Raw genomic sequence first — 20344 nt, 5'->3', positions numbered from 1 at the left:
ATCTCGGCAACGCCAAGATTGTAGCGGGAGCTCGCCCTTGTGGGGCCGCCCGATTACGCATACTCTTGGCGCGTTCTGGCACGATTGTCGATGGACGCCCGTTCGTGGGGGGCGTTGAGCGACTAGACTAGTGCTCAGCTTTGAAAGAGACGAGCCTGTCATATGAGAGCGGCCGGGAAATTACCCAGCCCTGTCCATGGCAGTGATTAGGCGCGGAAGCAAAATAGGAATATTGGGTATCGGTTTCGATACCCTCGACGACAACCCGAAGCCCGAGTGCGGTTGCCATTTCCAAAATCTGCGGCACTATCGACACCGTTACGGAACCCGTACCAACGCTGTTAGTGAACGCCCTATCCAGCTTGATGACGTCGACGTTCAAGTCCTGGAGATACGCCAGGCTTGAGTAGCCTGTGCCAAAATCATCAAGATACACCGGATGGCCCAATGCGCGCAGCCTGGCGATCGCCGACACAGCGATATCCGGCCGGGCGACTGATCGCTCGGTCAGTTCGAGGCCAATCTGTTCCCTGGCGATACCCGAAGCGTCGAAGGTCTGCTCAAGAACTGCGTAAAAGTTTGGATCGCTCAAGTCGGCGGCAACGATGTTCACCGTGATGACCAATTCACGATGGTCTCGCAGCAGCGGTCCCGCGATATGGACCACGTGCCGGACGACGTACGCGGTAATCTCGCCGGCAGTTCCGTTCTCCTCTGCGGCGGACACGAAGACATCGGGAGGTATGGCGTGACCTTCATGATCGACCCATCGGACCAGCGCTTCGGCAGAAACCATACGACCGGAGCGCAGGTCGACAATCGGTTGAAAGACCAGTGTCAATTGATTCGACTGCAAAGCGTGTTTGAGCCGCGCCGTCAGTGGCTTCGGCCTACGGTGGAGCAGGAAGCCGATCCAGCTCAAAAGTCCGCCGAGAAGGAAGCCGAGTGCACCGAAGCCATAGATGAATACCGAGTGTTCGGCCATAGCTTCGCCCCGGCTTAAAGCCGCGACCGTGCAGATGAAGAGGTCCTTGGAACAGGTGATACGCATGAGGTCGTCTCCGGTATCCACCGAAACGTCCTTGCGGGCTATTAAAACGCTGTCACCGACAAGGCGTTCGCCCCACGACCGCAGAACACGCCCACTTTGGGAATTGACGAGGGCAACAGAATAGCGAAATGGCTGTTGGACCAGATCGAGATACGCTGAAGGATCCATCATCACGCCCGCGTTTCTCGTCCTCACCGCCAGAGCACGTTTGTCTGTGAGCAGCATGCCTGCCTGGAGCCAGAGTTGGTAGCCGTCCCCGGTAGTGAGATCCGGTGGCGGTATCGCGAATGGTGGAGAGAGGATGCCGAGCAGGCTTGAGCATCCGAGCTTTCCGTCAGTTATCCTTCCTACATCTTTGATATACCGTGCATTAAAGGCAATTTTTCTCAAATGACCGAGGTCACTCGATCCGCAAGCGATTCCTTTGACGAGGTTGGCTGCGGCAAGCGCGTTCTCGGTCTCTCCGTTGATGGCCTCGGCCCGCGCCCGGAGAGTGGTCGCATATCGGTCAAGGTCGGCACTGGCCGACGCAAGAGTGATAGTTCGTGCTCCGGCCACGCCAAGCGCACCTGCCAACAAGCCGGCGAACAAGCAGACCAGGATTGCATATCTATCAAGAAGGCGAACGGCGCGCTCCATGCTCTTCAAGTTGATGCCTCCAAGGTCGTTGGGAACCAGGCTGACACATGAACGTTCGTTTCTAGCATAAGTTGCTCTGTTCGACGAGCGGCCGTCGGGGTTTGACGGCGGTTGCGTCCACCCGTCGGAGGCCGCCTGGGTGACATGCACTCCTCCTGGGTCCGCGAACGGGCTCGCATCGCTTGACTAGGGCAGGTTCGTCCAGAGGAAACTTGGTGGTCTGCTAGTGGACGAGGTACTGCTGCACCTCATCCTTCTGTTTGTGGAAGAGTGGGGCAGGATTTTCTTCCGCGATGAAATCCGTTGCCCTGAGCTACCTCTAAGGAGCTCCCCAACGGTCTGGTGGTCGTGGTGATTGTTCTCGCAGCCAATCTTTGCGGTGAGAGGGTCGGCATTGGTATCGCACAATTGATTTTCGACCACATCGGTGCAGGTTCAACCGTTCAACCGTGGATTAACGAACGCGATATCGGGACGTGGCGGTCATTGAAGAGCGTCCGCGCGCGGGTCAGCGGGGGAGACGACGTCGGCCCGAATTCTTTAAGAACCGCCTCCAGGTCCAAGGGGATGAAAATCGTCTACGAGAATGGTCACAAGCTAAAGGTCCACTTCGAGTCCATTTTTATCGGGCCAATGAGTTTTCCGATAAGGCTCGCAACTACAAACGTCTAGGAACGTTCTCTACCACCAATTAGACTCCGAGGTGCACCCTTGTCCCATGTAGAGGCTTCCAACATTCATGGCGACCGACCTTCGGCCGCGTCCGATCAGGGGATGGCCGACCGCAAGGAGCTGGCTTCTTTTGCGTTCGAGCGAACCCGGATGCCGATAGTCGTCACGGACGCCCGTCATCCCGATCTGCCCATCGTGCTCGCGAACGAATCCTTCTTGAACCTGACGGGCTATTCCGCCGACGAGGTGATCGGTCGGAACTGTCGTTTTCTTCAAGGCGAAGCGACCTCGCGCACCGCCGTTGCCGAAATTCGTGCTGCGATCGCGCAGCATCGCGACGCGACGGTCGAAATACTGAACTACAGGAAGGACGGTAGCCCGTTCTGGAACCAGCTCCATATTAGCGCCATCAAGGACGACGATGGCATGGTAGTGTACTACTTCGCCTCCCAGATCGACGTGACCGAATATCGGCGAATCCAAACCCTCGAGGAGGCCGAACACCGCCTTCTTCTGGAAGTTGATCACCGGACGAAGAACGTTCTTGCGATCGTCGACAGCGTCGTCCGTCTATCCAGGGCCGACAGCATCGAATCCTACGCGGCATCCGTTCAACAGCGTGTCCAGGCGCTTTCGCGCACTCATGCGCTGCTCGCCGAAAATGGATGGCAGAACGTGTTGCTTGGCGACATCGTTCGCGCTCAGCTCCGGGTCTTCGGTGGGGCTGGCGTAAACGCGAGTGGCCCGGAGATAATGATCCCAGCCCCAGCGGTCCAACCTATAGGTCTCGCTCTCCATGAACTCGCGGCAAACGCTGCAGTCCATGGATCGCTTTCTCGCGCGAACGGCACGTTGACGATAAACTGGCGCGAGGAAGCCCGGGGCTTTGTTCTTCACTGGATCGAACGCGGAGCCCAGCCTGCGGAACCTTCCCGACGGGGATTTGGAAACGTCCTTGTCGGAGCGGTCGTGGAAAAACAGCTTGGTGGCTCGATAACGCGCGACTGGAGCAACGATGGTCTGGCGCTACGTATCCACCTTCCTGCCCTCGATCGGGTAGGCACTGATATGCGCAACACGCCGTGAAATGAGCGAGTCAGTCCGCGGCCTCTCGATGAGCGCGCACACGGAAGCGGTGACTCTTTTTGCGGGGTCGGCGGGCGACGATAGCGGCCGTTCCCGCGGCATTCGCGACTCTTGTGGTCACGGAACATAAGTTTCCGTTGGGCCCGGCTCTCCTGCATGCTGGGGCGAGGTTTCGCAAAGTGTGAATCTGAGAGCTGCACCACCTTCGTACAGAATTACCGCAGGAAATTTCCGGCTTCGCCCACCGCTCGGTACGACGGCGCATGGAATTTTAGGTTGTCTTGAAAATCCTACGCGGTAGAACTCGCCTGACGACCACACACCTTCAGTATTGGCAGGAAGTTCGCATGGACGAGACCGACGTAAAACTCGAGCAGCGCTATCGCACCCTTGTGGAGGCGATCACGGACTATGCGATCTACATGCTCGACCGAGACGGCGTCGTCACGAGTTGGAATCCCGGCGCTCAACGGCTAAAGGGCTATTCGGAAGCTGAGATCGTCGGACGACACTTCTCTACGTTCTACACGGAAGAGGATCGCGCCGAAGACCTTCCCGCGCGCGCCCTACAGATATCGGAGCAGGAAGGCCGCTTTGAGCGCGAGGGATGGCGTCTCAGGAAGGACGGCTCGCGCTTCTGGGCGAACGTCATTATCGATCCGATCAGGAACCCGGACGGCAAGCTTGTCGGCTTCGCGAAAATCACTCGCGATATCAGCGAGAAACGTGCTGCGCAGGAAGCGATGTTCCAGGCGCAGAAGATGGAAGCGGTGGGGCAGTTGACGGGCGGTCTCGCCCACGACTTCAACAACCTCTTGACGGCGATCCTCGGAAGTCTTGAGATCGCGAAAAAGAGGGCCGTCAGAGCCGATGTCGCTGACCTTATCGACAACGCCATACAGGGGGCACAGCGCGGGGCGAACCTGACCCAGAGGCTGCTCGCCTTCTCCCGCCGCCAGGAACTTCAGCTCGCTTCCGTAGACGTCGGCGCTCTTGTTGCAGGTATGACCGAACTCATGCGCCGGACCATCGGACCCGAAGTCGTCATCGCCACGCAGTTCTCCCCCAATCTGCCTCGGGTACGTACAGACGCGAACCAGCTCGAGAGTGCGCTTCTGAACCTCGTGGTCAACGCCCGCGACGCCATGCCGGACGGAGGACAGATCGTCGTGGCCGCAGATCTGCGAACCGTTCCAAAGGGCGCGATACCTTCGTCAGGCGACTACCTCTGTCTCTCGGTGCGCGATCAGGGAGAGGGGATGGACACGCAAACTCTGGCCAATGCAACGACCCCGTTTTTCACCACGAAAGGTGTCGGCAAGGGCACAGGGCTCGGTCTGCCAATGGTCCACGGCCTCATGGCCCAGTCCGGCGGACAACTGGTGCTGAAATCCACCCGAGGCGAGGGAACGACTGCCGAGCTCTGGCTGCCCCTCGCGGACGAGAGCGACGCGGCTCCCATGCCAGCCGTTCCAGAGGACCTCGTGGAACCGGCCCCTACGTCGATGACCGTGCTCGTCGTTGATGACGACGCCCTCGTTCTCATGAACACGGTGCTCCTGCTGGAGGACCTTGGCATGGAAACCCTCCAGGCCAGTTCCGGCGAGGAGGCGCTTGCGATACTCGGGACAGAGCAGCTACCGGACGTAGTGGTCACCGATCATGCGATGCCGAAGATGACAGGCGCGCGGCTCTGCCAGGAAATCCAAGAGCGGTTTCCCACGCTTCCGGTCGTACTCGCGACAGGATACGCGGAACTGCCGGACGGCGTCGGCGATCTCGGAGACGTCGTCAGGTTGTCGAAGCCATACACGCAGGCTCAGTTGTCGCGGGCGCTTACGGAGGCCTGTAAAGGTGGGCGGTGCTTCTGATCGTCAGCGGCCGGTTTGATGCCCGTTTTTTCGCGTTCCTTTCGTTCTTGCTTCGCGCGCCTTGGACATCCGAGAGCTTGTCGTAGCCGTCATCGAAGAGGCGATAGGTTAGATGGTTCGATTTGGCTTTTGGCAAACTCGAAGCAGTTCGCAGCCGAGATGCCCAGTCGCTGCCTTGGAGGTCCCACATAAGTGGGCCACGAGCTATGTGGCCGATTGTGTTCACGACGCGGAGGATGCGGAGACGATCTAACGCATGCGCGGGAAGGGGCTTCCCGCCGACCTCGTCACTGATGTCTGCTCCATGATTGGACCAGAGAGAGGTCGGCAGATGTGAGATTTCAGTCAAGTCCGGCGACCCCGCCGCCGGACAGTTTCAGATCTGATCACGCAAAGACCTAAAGGAGGTTCTCAGTTCGGCTGTAAACAGCTCCGGCTGCTCCCAGGCGGCGAAATGTCCGCCCTTTGCCGGGCGGCCGTAGTGAATGAGTTTCGGATAGGCCTTTTCGGCCCAGCTCTGCGGCGCCTGATAGATTTCATCTGGGAAGGCGCTGACGGCGACCGGGATCTTGATGCCACGTGGATCGAAGAAGCCGCCGGAGGGGAAGTGCGCGTTGTCCCAGTAGAGGCGAGCCGAGGAGATAGCCGTATTCGTCAACCAGTAGAGCGTGACGTTGTCGAGCACGTCGTCGGGCGTAAGGCCTTCCTTCTCGCCGCCGAAGGAACGAGCGATCATCCGGTAGCTGCGGATGTCGTGATCGAGCATCCAGGAGGCAAGTCCAATAGGCGAATCCACAATGCCGTAGAGCGTCTGCGGCCGATTGTTCATCTCGATCGCGTAGCCGAGACCGTTCTTGTAGAAATCGTCCAGCTGCCCATAGGCGCGCTTCTCATCGTCCGAGAGGTTCGCAGGCGCCGGCGCGCCCGATGACAGCAGCTTGGCGATATCGGCCGGCACGGTGGCCGCCATGTTGGTGTGGATGCCGATGAGGCCCGCTGGCTCCTGCACAGCCATCAGCTCGGTGACCGCATTGCCCCAGTCGCCGCCCTGCGCGACGTACTTCGTGTAGCCGAGGCGCTGCATCAGCCCAGCCCATGCCTTGGCGATGCGGGGCGGATTCCAGCCCGTCTGCCTGGGCTTGGCCGAGAAGCCGTAGCCCGGAAGAGAAGGAATGACCACATGAAAAGCGTCAGCTTCGGTGCCACCAAAAGCGGTAGGATCGGTGAGGGGCTTTATGATTTTCATCTGTTCGATGACCGATCCAGGCCAGCCATGGGTGATGATTATCGGCAGCGCATTTTCGTGCTTCGACTTGACGTGAATGAAATGAATGTCGAGGCCGTCTATCTCGGTCAGGAACTGCGGAAATGAATTTAGCCGAGCCTCGACCTTTCGCCAGTCGTGGGTCTTCCAATGGGTGGCGAGCTTCTTAATCGTGTCCAGCCTGACGCCTTGGCTGTCGTCTGTGACATTTTCCTCGTCCGGCCAGCGGGTGGCGGCAACGCGTCGATGGAGATCGGCGAGTTGATCCTTGGACGCGGTAAACTTGAAGGGTCGGAGTTCGGATACCGGACCGGTCGCTGCGAACGCTTCAGGAAAGACTCCGATTGCGCTGGCGGACGCCGCGACTGCAAGCAGTGTTCGACGGGTAACTTTTGGCTCTACTCGGGACATGGCGTCCTCCTTGCTCGTGCGCTGTTTGACGAGGAGAAAATTCGCACCGAGGGAGGTCTGCAACAATTGCACCAAGGTATGGCCGACACCTTTGTATCGGGTACTTCCCCGACTGCTCGACTTCGTGCGGAGGTGGACCGGATCAGAGCTGCCGGAGCGGGGGAAGATTCCAGCCTTTCATTGCGAGGCCGCGGTGATGCTTGCCTCTTCGGCGGCCGGTACGGAGAAATGCATGGTGACACCCGGCCCATGGTTAGGCTCGGCCCAAAGGCGCCCACCATGACTCTCGATGATGGAGCGACAGACTGAAAGACCGATCCCCATCCCATTGTTCTTCGTGGTGTAGAAGGCTTCGAAGATCCGCGTACCTCCGTCCGGGTCGAGACCAATTCCGTTGTCGCTGACCGCAACGCTTATCTGCCCATCACCACCGAGCTGGGTTCGGATCTCGACCGATCTCAGCCGATCCTTCACACCTGATACCGCGTCAATAGCGTTGCGAAGCAGGTTGTTGATCACTTGTTGAAGTTGAACGCGATCGCCGTTCACTGGGGGAAGGGAGTTGACAAAGTACGTTCGTACAGCGACGCCGTTGCGTCTCTGATCACCTGCAGACAAGGCAATACCTCACTCACCGCGTCGTTTATATCGACGTCTTCGAATTCGATGTTGCGCTTGCTGAATAGCGCCCGCAGTCTGGCGATCACCTCGGTGGCACGATTGCCGTCCCTGATCGTGCGCCGCGCCGTCTCAAGGGCCGTATCTATGTCGGGCGGCGTGGCTGCAAGCATCCGCAGACAGGTGTTCGCGTTCGTGATGATGCCCGATAGTGGTTGGTTCACCTCGTGCGCGATCGCCGCCGACATCTGGCCGAGGCTGAGGATGCTGGTTACTCGCGCAAGCTCGGTGCGCAACTGATCGCGCGCTTCCTCCGTCAAGCGCCTCTGTGTCACGTCCTGAATCGCTCCAAGGCATTCCCGACTTCCATTCCGGTGAATTATAACCTCGCCGATGACGCGAACGTACTTTATGTCGCCGTTGCGGGCGAGAACGCGGACCTCGTATTCCGAGTCCTCGTCGCCTTCGCGTACGGCGCCGATCTTCCCGGCAAACAGTGCGACGTCGTCCGGATGTATCCGCTCCGTTATCCGGTCAAACGTCACGACTTCGTCTTTTTCGAATTCGAGGATTCGAAGCCATTCGTCGGACAAGATCAGTTCGTCGGTTTCGACATGCCAGGAGAACGTACCCGTCCTGATCAAGCGCTGGCCTGCAATGAGAAGGGCCTGACTTCTACGCAGTTCATCTTCGGCCTGCTTGCGATCGTCGATGTCGGTCAGTAGTCCGTACCATCGGACGATCTTGCCCTCTGCATCCCGAAGTGGCTGTCCCCGCACCTGGAACCACCGGAACACGCCGTCGTGTCTTCGATAACGGCTTTGGTAGTCGTAAGGATTGCCGCCCTTGAGTGCGCCCAGGAAGGTGTCGATATTGACTTGCACGTCATCGGGGTGAGTTATGCCGTTCGTCGACCAGTCTTGCACCTCGTCGAGAGAGATTCCGAAATAGTCCAGTAGCTGTTGGTTGCTCCCGTCGAGCGTTCCATCAGGCTGCGAAAGTATGATCATGCCCGGAACCATGTTGACGATATGGCGGAACTCCCTCTCGCTGTTCGCAAGCGCCACTTCGGCGTGCTTCCGGTCGTCGATATCATTCAACAGGAAGTACCATCGTACGACGAGGCCCTCGTGGTCGCGCACGGGAGTTCCTCGTACCTGGAACCAACGATAGACGCCGTCGTGCCGACGGAGCCTTTCCACTACCTCGTACGATTGACCTGCGGCGACCGCCTCGGCGAACCTAGCCACGCCCCGGTCGCGATCGTCAGGATGAATGATATCGTTGGTCTGCCACTTTTGATGCTCGTTAAAATCATAGCCGAAATATCGCAAGGACTGATCGTTTACGCTCTCCACAGCCCCGTCGGGCCGGAGCACAATGATGAGGCCTGGGATCGAGTTTACGATCAATTGCAGCTCGATCTCGCGCTCGCGCAACGCCTCCACCGCCTTGCGCCGATCATCGATATCAGTCAGCAGACCATACCAGCGGACAATCCCGCCATTATCGTCTTTGACCGGGTGACCGCGGACTTGGAACCAGCGAAATTCGCCATCATAGCGACGGAAGCGCGTCTCGAAGTCATACGGCTCTCCCGTCTTGAGCGACGCCGTAAATGTCTCGACACAGTGCTGCAGGTCGTCGGGGTGCGTGATGCCGTTGGTCGCCCAGTTCACGACCTCTTCAAGGGGCAGTTGAAAGTAGTCGAGAAGCTGTTGATTTGCGCCATTCAACTGACCTTCGGGCGTAAAGAGCGCAACCAATCCTGCGATAGTGCCGATAATCAATCGAGACTCGCGTTCACTGTTTGCAAGGGCTACCTCGCCCCGTTTTCGGTCATCGATGTCGATCAGCAGATGCAGCCACCGCTGGATCGCACCAGACTGGTCCCGCAGCGGTAGACCCAGTACGTTATGCCACCGATAAATGCCGTCGGCGCGAAGGTGGCGGCTCTCAACGTTGTAAGAGGTGCCCGCCATGTGAGCTCCGATCTGGGCTTCTATGGTTTCCTTCAGGTCATCCGGGTGCACGACCTCCGATGCCTTCCAGCCCTTTAGATCCGAGAGGCTCAGTCCAAAATAGGAGAGGGTCAGTTGGTTAAGGCCTTCGACTTCCCCAGTTGGGGTTGTCACGGCCACGGGTATCGGGATGCTATCGACGACGAGCTGGAAATCGAGTGCGGCCTGTGACCTTTCCCGTTTCTGAACGACGGGTTCAATATCGGTCGCCACCCCGCACCACGTGTCTTCCAATGGCGCCCACTGAATGAGGAATCGACGAAATTCGCCTGTAGCGTTTCGAAGGCGCGCTTCGATCGTTCCCTCTGTCTCTGCGTGCCTAACGTTCTGCAGATGGACGGTGACTGCGCCAACATCGGCCGGGTGCACCGCATCCTCCCAGCGCCAAGACTCTGCGGACGCCGGTCGCAGCCCCGTGAACTCTACCCAGCTTCGGTTGACGAAATCGACCTGGCCATCCTCCTGCATGGTCCATACCATGCCGGGCAGCACATCTAAGAACTGAAAGACGTTTATCCCCATCGCCCACTCAAAGCCCACGTTCTGAGCGAGAGCCTACAATATCGATCCTTTGACGGCTACTGCGCGGGACTAGACACTTTAGTACCTACGCGCATGCCGGATTGCAGGCATCCTAGGTCCGCCAACCCCTCTGTATCAGTCTAACAATGATGCGAGGCGCAACGCATCCTGAAGGTCGTCGGCGCTGAAGGGTTTGAACAGACAGTCGCAAGCACCTTCACGTATCAATTTCGACCGCACGTCCTCATCCTTGATCGCCGTTATGAAAATGATTGAAATCCGTCGGCCTCTCCGACCGAGTTCCTGCTGAAGCTCCGGCCCGGTCATGCCAGGCATTGCCACGTCAAGGATCATGCCGTCGCTGGTCTCTAAGGACTTAGAATTCAAAAACGCCTCAGCGGACGCAAAAGCTTCCACAGACAGACCGAACGAGCGGAGGAGATCCGGTAGGGCTTCGCGGACGGATTCGTCGTCGTCGACGACCGAGACCTGTTTCTTGCGGGTAGTCATAAATTCCTCCGCATATCCGCCGACCGACCGATACTTTCCCCGTCGCTGCTCGGAGACGTAGGGACTGAAAACCCTACGGTAGCACCATAGTCAGCGTTTGGTGCAGCCCACAGCCGGCCGTGATGGTTCTCTATAATCGAACGGCTGACAGAGAGGCCGATTCCCATGCCGTCTGGCTTTGTCGTGTAAAAGGCATCGTAAATCCGGTCTGCCCCCTGGGGGGGAAATCCTACGCCGGTATCCTCAATGCAGAGGCGGACTTCTTCAAGACCCCCCTCTGTCCTCAAACGAATTCGTCGCGGCCGATCTCCCGCGGTCGGCATCGCCTCGATCGAATTTCGAAGGAGGTTCATGATAACTTGCTGAAGCTGCACGCGAGCGCCGGTCACGGTCGGCAAATCCTTTGCGAAGTCGGCCGTCAATGACGTTTTCGCATGCTGCAGGTCGCTCGATATCAGCGCGATGACTTCCTCGGCAATCTCATTGATGTCGACTGCCTCGAGGTGCGGTGGTTTGCGGCTAAACAATTCCCAAAGACGGGCGATCACGTCGGCAGCGCGGTTTGCGTCGCGGATCGTTCGCCGTGCCGTGTCCTTTGCGATCTCGAGATTTGGGGGATTCGAAGCCAGAACTCGCAGACAAGTCTCCGCATTGGTCACCATGCCAGCTAGCGGTTGGTTCACCTCGTGAGCAATCGAGGCGGTCAACACGCCGAGGCTCGTAACGCGAGTTACATAGGACAGTTCTGACCGCGCTTGATTGAGCGCATCTTCCGCCTTCCGGCTCTCGGTAACGTCCTGCACGGCGCCGATCAATTCCTGATCCCCATCCCTGTTCCGCTCACTATGCGCAAGTACCCGTATGTATTTCGTCGATTGGCTCGGCGTTATCAGGGTTATGTCGTAGTCGAAGTCGCCGGCCCCTCTGTTGGCTTGATCGATAACCTGTTCCACGGTAGCCAGACTATCTGAATCCAGACGGGACAGGACGACGTCGAGCGTCACTGGCGTCGTCGGATCGACTTCGAAAATACGATAGGTTTCCGCCGACCAGGTGACTTCGCTCGTACCAAGATTCAGCAAGAAGCTCCCTGTCTTGCTAAGGCGTTGGGCGTCCGCGAGAAACGCCTCGCTTCTCCGCAGCTTCTCCTCGGCCCGCTTTCGGTCGTCGATATCCGTTAATAGTCCATACCACCGGATGATCTTGCCTTCGGCGTCGCGAAGGGGGAGTCCTCGAAGCTGGAACCATCTCCACGTACCGTCGTGCCGGAGAAAGCGGGTTTCGTAATCGTACGGTTCTCCCGTGGCAATGGAACCCATGAAGCTATCGATGCAGGTCTGCAGATCGTCCGGGTGCGTGATACCGTTGCTCGACCAGTCATTCAATTCCGAGAGCGGACGCTCGAAATAGTCAAGGATCTGCTGATTGCCGTCGATCAACTGGGCGTCTGGCGAAAAGATCGCTATCATGCCTGCGATGCCGTCGACGATCAAACGAGACTCGCGCTCTCGTTCGGCAAGCGCGCGTTCGGCGCGCTTGCGATCTTCTATATCGATGTGGGTTCCGTACCACTTCACGATCTTGCCGTCTTGACCCAAAAGCGGCGTGGCGCGAAAGAGAAACCACCTGTATCCGCCATCGGCTCCACGCATTCTTGCCTCGAAATCGGCAGGACGCCCCGAAGCAAGAGAAGCGTTCCAGGACTTTGCGAGATGGCTCGCATCCTCCGGGTGAACGACGGATTTCCAACCAGAGCCTTCCGCTTGTTGGGCATTCAATCCGGCATACTCCAGCCATCTATCATTCACAAAGTCGCAGTAGCCGTCGGGGCGGCTCGTCCACACGGTGAGTGGCATCGCGTTGACGATGTTCCTGAGCTCCATTTCGTTGGATCGTAGCGCGTCCTCGGCCTTCCGCCGGTCATCGACATCTATATGGAGCGCGTACCAACGGGCGATGCCGCCGCTTTCATCCGCGAGGGGATAACCGACGATTTGAAACCAACGATATTCTCCGTCGGCGCGCCGGAGCCGTACCTCGGCCTCGTAGGCCGTGCCTCTTTCGACCGCCTGTTGAACGGCTTTGGTTAACCCCTGCATGTCATCGGGATGGACTACGTCACTTCGACCCCAGGAACGTAGTTCATCAAGCGACCGACCATAGTATTGCAGGAGGTGGCCGTTGATCGCCTCGACGTTTCCGTTCGCATCGAGGACTCCTATGCCAGCCGGTATGCTTTCCAAGACAGTCTGATTTTCCGAGGCCTTCGCGGCGGCGCCCTCTCCCATCTCGGGTCGCGATGCAATGTCCGCCCCCTCGGTCGCCAAGCCGTACCACCTCTCCACTCGATCGTTGTCGATCGATGGCTTGCAACGGACATGCAATCCCTTCAACGAGGCGGTGGGGTGACCTATAGGCAATGTGATTTCAAAAGGCTCGCGTCCGGACAGCAGCACGTACCACTGCTCTCTCGTGTTCAGCAGATCTGCGGGGGAGGCGGCTAGTGGCCAGACCGTCACCGCTTCACCAAGCCCGAGGAAATCAACCAAACTGGCGTTCATGAAATCGATGCTGCCGTCCGGGAGGGCGGTAAAAGCCATTCCTGGCAACGCTTCCAGAACCCGAACGAGTTCCACGCTCATATCTATCCTTTTCGCGGGATTGCACCCTCAGGATATCGTGCGTTTTAATCAACTTGCCGTATATTATCCTATGGTATCGGTTGTGACTTTATCGCCGGGTACTACCAAGTTGCCGCGCGCCCATCGAGAGTTTATGCTTCAATGAATTTCGGCAGACTCCTCCAGCCGAAGGCGCGCGGCCATGTTCACGAGGTCTGGAAGAGTTCGGGCGCACATCTTCCGCATGACTTGGCCGCGATGGGCCTTGACGGTGATCTCGCTGATATCCAACTCGTATGCCACTTGCTTGTTGAGAAGGCCCTTGACCACGCGCACCATGACCTCTCGTTCGCGCTTGGTGAGCGCCTCGTAACACCCTTGCAGTTCGACCAAGTCGCTATCGTCACGCAACATGGCCGCGCTCTGTTCCAACGCCGAGCTCACAGCTTCCAGGAAAGCAACCGTCTCGATCGGTTTGGTAAGGAAATCCAACGCGCCTCCTTTGAGGGCTTTCACGGTCGTCGGGACGTCGCCGAAACCGGATACGAATATGATCGGCATCCTACTCCGGCTTGTCGTAATCATGCTCTGGAGATCGAGGCCGTTCAGTCCTGGCATATTCACATCAAGAACCAGGCAGCAGGGCGAGGCCAGAACCGGTGCTTCGAGAAAACTTTGCGCGGAGTCGAAAAGCAGGGGGCGCCACCCGGCGGACCCAATCAGCAGCTCCAGCGATTCTCGCACTGAGATGTCGTCATCAACGACGAAGACCGTCGGTCGATCCTGATCGCCTAGGTTCAAAGTCGTCACCGTGGAGGTCATCCGGTACATGTGCTCTCCCAAAGAGCTGTCCAGGTCGTCGCCAACTTCCCGAAAAATGGTATCACAAAATGTGCGCTTGGCGACAAAATCATCAGTTCGCTTAGCAAACGTGGACAGAATGAGCGGTCCAGCGGGGAAGTCCATTGTACGATGGTATCGGGCCTGAAGGGTCGCGTGTCACCCGCTTGTTGGGTAGAAGGCCCGTGACACAACTTTGCGCGGGTCGCCGGCGCCAGAAGCGGTCAGGAGCAGGTAATGGATCGTATCGATGCAATGAAGGTCTTCGTCACTGCGGTCGAAGAAGGAAGTCTGGCGGGCGCCGCCCGTAGGCTGAAGCGGTCCCCAACTGCGATCAGTCGGGCATTGGGTCTGCTTGAGCAACATGTCGGCGTGGAGCTTCTTCACCGCACGACAAGGAGTCTAAAGCTGAGCGAAGCGGGCCAGAGATATGTCGAAGCATGCCGCAGGGTGCTTGTCGATCTCGAGGAGGCGGACATGATCGCCGGCTCAGAGCGATCCATGCCGCGTGGGACGCTGACAATTTCGGCGCCGCCCATCCTGGGCGAAGAGGTGCTCCGGCCGATCCTCGACAGCTTCCTTCGTGAGAACGCCAACGTCTCGGTTCGGCTTTTGATGCTCGACCGCTTCGTGAACCTTGTCGATGAGGGAGTGGACGTCGCCCTGAGAATCGGAAATCTCGCAGACTCGACCCACATGTCCACACGGATCGGCGGAGATGTTCGCCGCGTCGTGGTCGCGGCGCCGCAATATCTCGACAGCCGAGCCGCTATCAATGAGCCGTCGGATCTCTCCCGCCACGACTTGATCGCCTTTTCAAACTTCGGTCTCGAATCCTGGAGCTTCGCACCGGCCAACGGTTCGTCCGCCCCAAGAACCGTTCACTTCACCCCACGCTATCTCGTCAATAGCGTCCGAGCAGCCGCCGCCTCGGCCGCCGAAGGAATGGGCGTCACCCGGCTCTATTCTTATCATGTCGCGGAATATGTTCGCGACGGTCGCCTCAGAGTCGTTCTTCATCAGGCGGAGCCACCTGCGCTGCCTGTCCACATCCTCACCCCTCAAGGTCGCGCAGCCGTTCCGAAAGTGCGAGCCTTCATCGACTTTGCAGTCCCGCGTCTACGTTCGGAACTTGGACGCATCGCCGCAGAATCCGGCAGCCTCGAATAATTGTGCCGAAACGCGGTTGGCTGTCTGCAGGTAAACGACGGTTCTCCGTGGCGTCCTCCCCGGCTAACCTCCAGTCACGGTGATGAGCTCGGTACCGGCCGAGTGCTCGTTATCCGAGGCGGACGGACGAGTGTCGCCGGTAGCCAGCGGGAACGCCGGCCCGAGGGGGCCGGCGTTCTTGCGCAACGCTCGGGCGGGAAGGATCGCCTGGGGCGCAGGCTTTCAGACCCGAAGGGCGGTCGGAAAGCCTTGAAGTGAGAGATTGAAGCGGTCACGTCGGCAGGGTTTGGCCAGCCTGCTCCTTGACCAGATAGTCGGCGTACCATTCCGGCCAGGACTCGTCGTGCTTGCCGCCGACGCGCTTCTCATACTCGCCATGGGCGGAAGCAACCCTTCGCAGCGCCTCTGCGAGGTCGCCGGCGGATGTGAACGCAGCGCCTTTGGCGTCGATGCGACCGGGAAGTCTCGCCGTGACCTCCTGCAGCAGCCAGCCGTTTCCGTCCGGGTCGGAGAAGGAGGCGAAAGAACCGTAGCTAGACCGGGCGGGATGTGGTCCTGGCAGCCGTTGGTCGGTGCCCTTGTGATGGAAGACGCCGCCGGCGTCGTGGAAGACGCCGCTCATCTCGGCGCCGCGGGAGGCAAGAGCCGCGTGCGCCATCTCGATGTCGGTGACGACCAAGTGAAGGCCTTGAGCGGAACCGGGTGAGGCGGCCGTCACATTCGATCCGAAGATCACGGAGCAAGGCGAGCCCGGCGGGGTCACCTGCACGACGCGAAAGCCGTCCTTCCCGGATACGTCGGCGTCGAGCCTCCAGCCAAGGCCGGTGTAGAAGGACTTGGCACGATCGACGTCGGACACGGGAATGACGACGACCTCGAGCTTGATGTCTATGTGGCCTGGGCGCGCAGAACTGGATGGGGTGGGTTCCTGGATAGCCATCTCGATCTCCCTGTTGAATGGCGGGCATTTTCACCGCGGTCGGCACGATGCGCAGTCGCCGTCGCTGATGTCCATTGTCCGAAGGTGTCGATGTGTCGAGCACGTCGCTACCGATCCTTAGGTATCGCCGATACCTTCGAACAATATCTTCGGCAGCCCTGCCGGACGATCCCTAGGACGCATTCCAACCATTCAGTTTCAACGGAGAACGTCATGTCAGCAGGAGTAGAAACGAGAACCGCACTATCGACGACGCGGCGCGAACTGCTTGCAGTCACGGCCGCGACCGCCGCCCTCAGCGTTCTCCCCAAGCCCGTCAGGGCGGCAACGGGGGGCGATGCTATCCGCCCCTTCAAGTGCGCAATCCCGCAGGAGGAACTCGATGAACTGCGCCGCCGTGTCCGGGCAACGCGCTGGCCCGGCAAGGAGACGGTTCCCGACCGTTCGCAAGGAGCGCAGCTTCAAAAGCTCAAACCTATCGTTGAGTACTGGGGCGAGGGATACGACTGGCGCCGTTGCGAAAAGAAACTGAACGCACATGCGCAGTTCATGACCAGGATCGATGGCCTCGACATCCACTTCATTCACGTGAAGTCGAAGTACGATAATGCACTTCCGCTGATCATGACGCATGGCTGGCCGGGATCAGTACTCGAACTCGTCAAGACGATCGGGCCGCTCACCGATCCTACCGCGCATGGCGGCACAGCCGAAGACGCCTTCCATGTCGTCATACCGTCGATGCCAGGCTACGGGTTCTCCGAGGTTCCATCCGAGACCGGCTGGGGACCGGACCGCATCGGACGGGCGTGGCACGTGCTGATGAAGCGGCTCGGCTATGACCGTTACGTCTCGCAAGGCGGTGACTGGGGCGCCGTCGTTTCCGACAAAATGGCGGCCCAGGCGCCAGAAGGGCTGCTCGGCATTCACACCAACATGCCGGCCACGGTTCCTCTTGAGATCGCGAAGGCGCTTGCCGATGGCGAGCCTGCTCCCGCCGGTCTCTCCGCGGAGGAGAAGATCGCATACGAGCAGATGAATGCTCTCTACACCAAGGGAGCCGGTTACGCTCTAATGATGGTCACGCGGCCGCAGACGCTGGGCTATGCGCTGACGGATTCGCCCGTCGGTCTTGCCGCCTGGTACTACGACAAGTTTGCGGACTGGACGTACAGCGGCGGCGATCCGGAGAAGTCCCTGACCAAGGACGAAATGCTCGACGACATATCGCTCTACTGGTTCACCGGGACTGCCACCTCGGGCGCTCGTCTATACTGGGAGAACAACGCCAACAACTTCAACGCCGTCGACATCAAGATCCCGGCGGCGATCACCGTCTTTCCTGGCGAGATCTACCAGGCTCCGAAGAGCTGGGCCGAGAAGGCGTACCACAACCTCATCTACTACAACAAAGTCGACAAGGGCGGCCACTTTGCCGCCTGGGAGCAGCCCGAGCTCTTCACATCGGAGCTGCGTGCGGCGTTCAGGACGTTGCGCTGAACGATCCGAAGTATCCAACTAAAACCAGGAGAAATATACCATGACGAACTTTCCAAAAGGGACTGCACTTATCACAGGCGCGTCGTCAGGCATCGGAGCCCTCTACGCCAACAAGTTGGCGCGCCGTGGTTACGACCTGATACTCGTGGCGCGAAGCCAGGATTCGCTAACCCGTGTCGGCAAGGATATTGCGCAGGCAACGGGTCGAAGCGTGAAGACCGTTCGGGCCGATCTTGGCCAGCGGGAGGACCTTCTGAAGATCGAAGGAATCCTTCGCAGCGACCCGTCGATCACGATGCTGGTCAACAATGCCGGCGTCGGCGCCGTCGAGCCGCTGCTGATGTCCGACGTGGAGGCCATGGAGCGGATGATCCAGCTCAACGTCACGGCTCTGACCCGTCTGGTCTATGCCGTCGCGCCGTCTTTCGTCGCTCGAGAGCACGGAACCATCGTCAACATGGCGTCGGCACTGGGACTCGCGCCCGAAATCCTCAACGGGGTATACGGCGCAACCAAGGCATTCGTCATTGCCCTGACTTTCTCCCTGCAGAAGGAACTGGCCGAAAAGAACATTCGCATCCAGGCGGTCCTTCCGGGCGCGGTCGCAACACCTTTTTGGGAAGCATCCGGAGGTTCGCTCGACCATCTGCCAGACCAGATCATCATGAAGGCTGAAGACGCGGTCGATGCTGCACTCGCGGGTCTCGACATGGGCGAATTGATCACCCTTCCTTCGGTTCCCGACATCGCAGACTGGAACGCTTACGAAGCGGCCCGGCAGAAGCTGATGCCGAATCTTTCGCGCAACATTCCGGCTCCGCGATATCGGACTCCCGCGTTAGCGCCGCAGGTTTGATGTGCCGACGCGACGAATACAACGAGTGAAGTGGATCAACGATATGGCCGACCTCGATCTACTAAACCGATTCCCGCGGGTACGGTTGATGCAAGGACCGACGCCGATCCAGCGATTAAGCCGGCTGGAGCAGGTGCTTGGCGATCGGCGGAAAGGTGTTTCGATCTGGGCGAAGAGAGACGATCTGATGGAACTCGGCGGAGGCGGCAACAAGCTCCGCAAGCTGGAGTTCTTGCTGGGACAGGCGATGGCGGAAGGCTGCGACACGCTGGTCGTCACCGGAGGCGTGCAGTCGAACTTCACCCGATTGGCCGCCGCCGCCTGCGCAAGAATTGGGCTGGCATGCGAAGGGGTTCTTGCGCAGATGGTTCCCCGCGATAGCGAGATTTACCAGGCGAATGGCAACGTCGTGCTCGACCGTCTGTTTGGCGCTCGCGTTCATATCCTAAAAACGGGAGACGATGCCGGAGAGTTCGCTCTACGCCGGTCGTCCGAGATCGCCGCGTCCGGGGGGAAGGCCTTCCTGGGCACGCTTGGAGGTTCGACGCCGGTCGGAGCTCTGGGCTACGTCGATTGCGCGTTCGAGATTGCAGTGCAGTCGACCGAGATCGGCATCGCGTTCGACCACGTCGTCATCCCAAATGGCAGCGGCGGCATGCACGCCGGCTTAGCCGCGGGAGCGGCCTTGGCTCGGAACGATCCTTCAAGGATCAGAGCATACACCGTTCTCTCGCCATCGGAGACATGCGTCGCCGCGACGGTGGAAAAGGTCAACGCGGTCTTCGACCTCCTCGGAAAGAAAGACCGCATTCTAGCGCAGGAGCTGGCGATAGACGGCGCGCAGCTCGGTGGCGGCTACGGCATGCCGACCTCCGAAATGGTCGAAGCGATCGGGCTCGTCGGCCGCACTGAAGGCCTGCTTCTTGATCCCGTCTACGGAGGGAAGGCCTTCGCCGGCCTGCTGTCCGATATCGAAAACGAAGTCATCGCGCCAGGATCGAACGTCCTGTTCGTCATGACCGGAGGTTCTCCTGGGCTTTATGCGTATGCAGACGCCCTGAGCAGCAACTGATCCTCTCTCCCCGAGGGTCATCATCATCAACACGACATAAAATGAGGAATGCCATGCCTACGAAACCAAAGATCGCCATCATCATCGGCTCTACAAGGCCGACGCGTTTCGCCGACAAGCCCGCCCAGTGGATACTGAGGCAGGCTCAGTCCCGCGACGACATCGACGTCGAAATCGTCGATCTGCGTGACCACCCCCTGCCGTTCTTCGACGAGGTCGCGTCGAACGCCTACGCGCCAAGCCAAAGTGCGGAAGCCGTTCGTTGGCAGCAGACCGTCGCTCGCTACGACGGATACATTTTCGTCGTCGCGGAATATAATCGCTCGATCACCGGCGTGCTGAAGAACGCCCTCGACCAGTCGTATGTGGAATGGGCGCGCAAGCCGTTCACCGCGATCGCCTATGGCACCGCGGGCGGGTCGCGCGCACTCGAGCATCTGCGCGGAATCGGCGTCGAGCTGCAGATGGTTTCCACGCATGCGGCCGTTCATATTGGCGGCAGCGACTTCTTCACCGTTTTCTCGATGGGCGGCAACAAGCCGATCGAGGAGATCGAAGCCAATCTGCTGCCGTCGGCGAAGACTGCGCTGGACGAGCTCGTCTGGTGGGCGAAGGCCACGATGGCTGCGAAGGCTTCGGAGGTCTAACCCCTGGGAAGAAAAGGAACGGGGGCTTGAGCC

At 59.2% G+C, this 20344-nt stretch carries 15 protein-coding genes; 7 read left to right on the top strand and 8 right to left on the bottom strand.

Annotation, left to right across the window (positions count from 1 at the left end):
• Positions 1 to 127: 127 nt before the first annotated feature.
• Complete coding sequence (locus ASC97_RS09240) at positions 128 to 1690, bottom strand: EAL domain-containing protein (RefSeq protein ID WP_057468055.1); 1563 nt, start codon at positions 1688 to 1690, stop codon at positions 128 to 130.
• 711 nt (positions 1691 to 2401) lie between these two features.
• Between ASC97_RS09240 and lov the strand changes: the two genes are divergently transcribed.
• Positions 2402 to 3448, top strand: a complete 1047-nt coding sequence (gene lov / locus ASC97_RS09230; RefSeq protein ID WP_057468053.1) for a blue-light-activated histidine kinase — start codon at positions 2402 to 2404, stop codon at positions 3446 to 3448.
• A gap of 347 nt (positions 3449 to 3795) precedes the next feature.
• Complete coding sequence (locus ASC97_RS09225; protein WP_057468052.1) at positions 3796 to 5319, top strand: PAS domain-containing sensor histidine kinase; 1524 nt, start codon at positions 3796 to 3798, stop codon at positions 5317 to 5319.
• A 376-nt stretch (positions 5320 to 5695) separates the two neighbouring features.
• Here the strand turns inward: ASC97_RS09225 and ASC97_RS09220 are convergent, their stop codons facing one another.
• From ASC97_RS09220 to ASC97_RS09200, 6 genes are all read right to left on the bottom strand, one after another.
• Positions 5696 to 6994, bottom strand: a complete 1299-nt coding sequence (locus tag ASC97_RS09220; protein ID WP_057468100.1) for an epoxide hydrolase family protein — start codon at positions 6992 to 6994, stop codon at positions 5696 to 5698.
• A gap of 177 nt (positions 6995 to 7171) precedes the next feature.
• Positions 7172 to 7513 carry an ATP-binding protein gene (locus tag ASC97_RS35150; protein ID WP_244481430.1) on the bottom strand — a complete coding sequence of 114 codons (342 nt, stop codon included), beginning with the start codon at positions 7511 to 7513 and terminating at the stop codon, positions 7172 to 7174.
• A gap of 26 nt (positions 7514 to 7539) precedes the next feature.
• On the bottom strand, positions 7540 to 10155 hold the full coding sequence (locus tag ASC97_RS09215) for a PAS domain-containing protein (RefSeq protein ID WP_244481429.1): 2616 nt from the start codon (positions 10153 to 10155) through the stop codon (positions 7540 to 7542).
• 135 nt (positions 10156 to 10290) lie between these two features.
• Positions 10291 to 10665, bottom strand: a complete 375-nt coding sequence (locus tag ASC97_RS09210) for a response regulator (protein ID WP_057468051.1) — start codon at positions 10663 to 10665, stop codon at positions 10291 to 10293.
• Positions 10662 to 13307 carry a PAS domain-containing sensor histidine kinase gene (locus ASC97_RS09205; RefSeq protein ID WP_057468050.1) on the bottom strand — a complete coding sequence of 882 codons (2646 nt, stop codon included), beginning with the start codon at positions 13305 to 13307 and terminating at the stop codon, positions 10662 to 10664. Before ASC97_RS09205 ends, ASC97_RS09210 begins: the two co-directional genes overlap by 4 nt.
• Positions 13308 to 13445: 138 nt before the next feature.
• Complete coding sequence (locus ASC97_RS09200) at positions 13446 to 14117, bottom strand: response regulator transcription factor (RefSeq protein WP_057468099.1); 672 nt, start codon at positions 14115 to 14117, stop codon at positions 13446 to 13448.
• Between the two features lie 246 nt (positions 14118 to 14363).
• Here ASC97_RS09200 and ASC97_RS09195 point away from each other — a divergent pair, with 246 nt between their 5' ends.
• Positions 14364 to 15296, top strand: a complete 933-nt coding sequence (locus tag ASC97_RS09195) for a LysR family transcriptional regulator (protein WP_057468049.1) — start codon at positions 14364 to 14366, stop codon at positions 15294 to 15296.
• A 271-nt stretch (positions 15297 to 15567) separates the two neighbouring features.
• On the opposite strand, the gene ASC97_RS09190 is transcribed toward ASC97_RS09195, so the two are convergent.
• Positions 15568 to 16236 (bottom strand): VOC family protein, encoded by a 669-nt coding sequence (locus ASC97_RS09190; protein WP_057468048.1) that lies wholly within the window; start codon positions 16234 to 16236, stop codon positions 15568 to 15570.
• Between the two features lie 213 nt (positions 16237 to 16449).
• Between ASC97_RS09190 and ASC97_RS09185 the strand changes: the two genes are divergently transcribed.
• The 4 genes from ASC97_RS09185 to ASC97_RS09170 are packed head-to-tail and all read left to right on the top strand — an operon-like array spanning position 16450 to position 20311.
• The gene (locus ASC97_RS09185; RefSeq protein WP_057468047.1) at positions 16450 to 17736 is read left to right on the top strand and encodes an epoxide hydrolase family protein; all 1287 of its coding nucleotides are present in this window, start codon (positions 16450 to 16452) and stop codon (positions 17734 to 17736) included.
• Positions 17737 to 17776: 40 nt separating this feature from the next.
• Positions 17777 to 18592, top strand: a complete 816-nt coding sequence (locus tag ASC97_RS09180) for an SDR family NAD(P)-dependent oxidoreductase (protein ID WP_057468046.1) — start codon at positions 17777 to 17779, stop codon at positions 18590 to 18592.
• A 43-nt stretch (positions 18593 to 18635) separates the two neighbouring features.
• Positions 18636 to 19664: a D-cysteine desulfhydrase family protein gene (locus tag ASC97_RS09175; RefSeq protein ID WP_057468045.1), complete on the top strand. Its 1029-nt coding sequence runs from the start codon at positions 18636 to 18638 to the stop codon at positions 19662 to 19664.
• Positions 19665 to 19717: 53 nt separating this feature from the next.
• Positions 19718 to 20311, top strand: a complete 594-nt coding sequence (locus ASC97_RS09170) for an NADPH-dependent FMN reductase (protein WP_057468044.1) — start codon at positions 19718 to 19720, stop codon at positions 20309 to 20311.
• Positions 20312 to 20344: the final 33 nt, after the last annotated feature.

Origin of the sequence: Rhizobium sp. Root1203, from assembly GCF_001424945.1 — a bacterium.
GTDB lineage: Bacteria > Pseudomonadota > Alphaproteobacteria > Rhizobiales > Rhizobiaceae > Rhizobium.
Note: the sequence above shows the minus strand (reverse complement) of the source record. Positions and strands in the feature narration are given on the sequence as shown.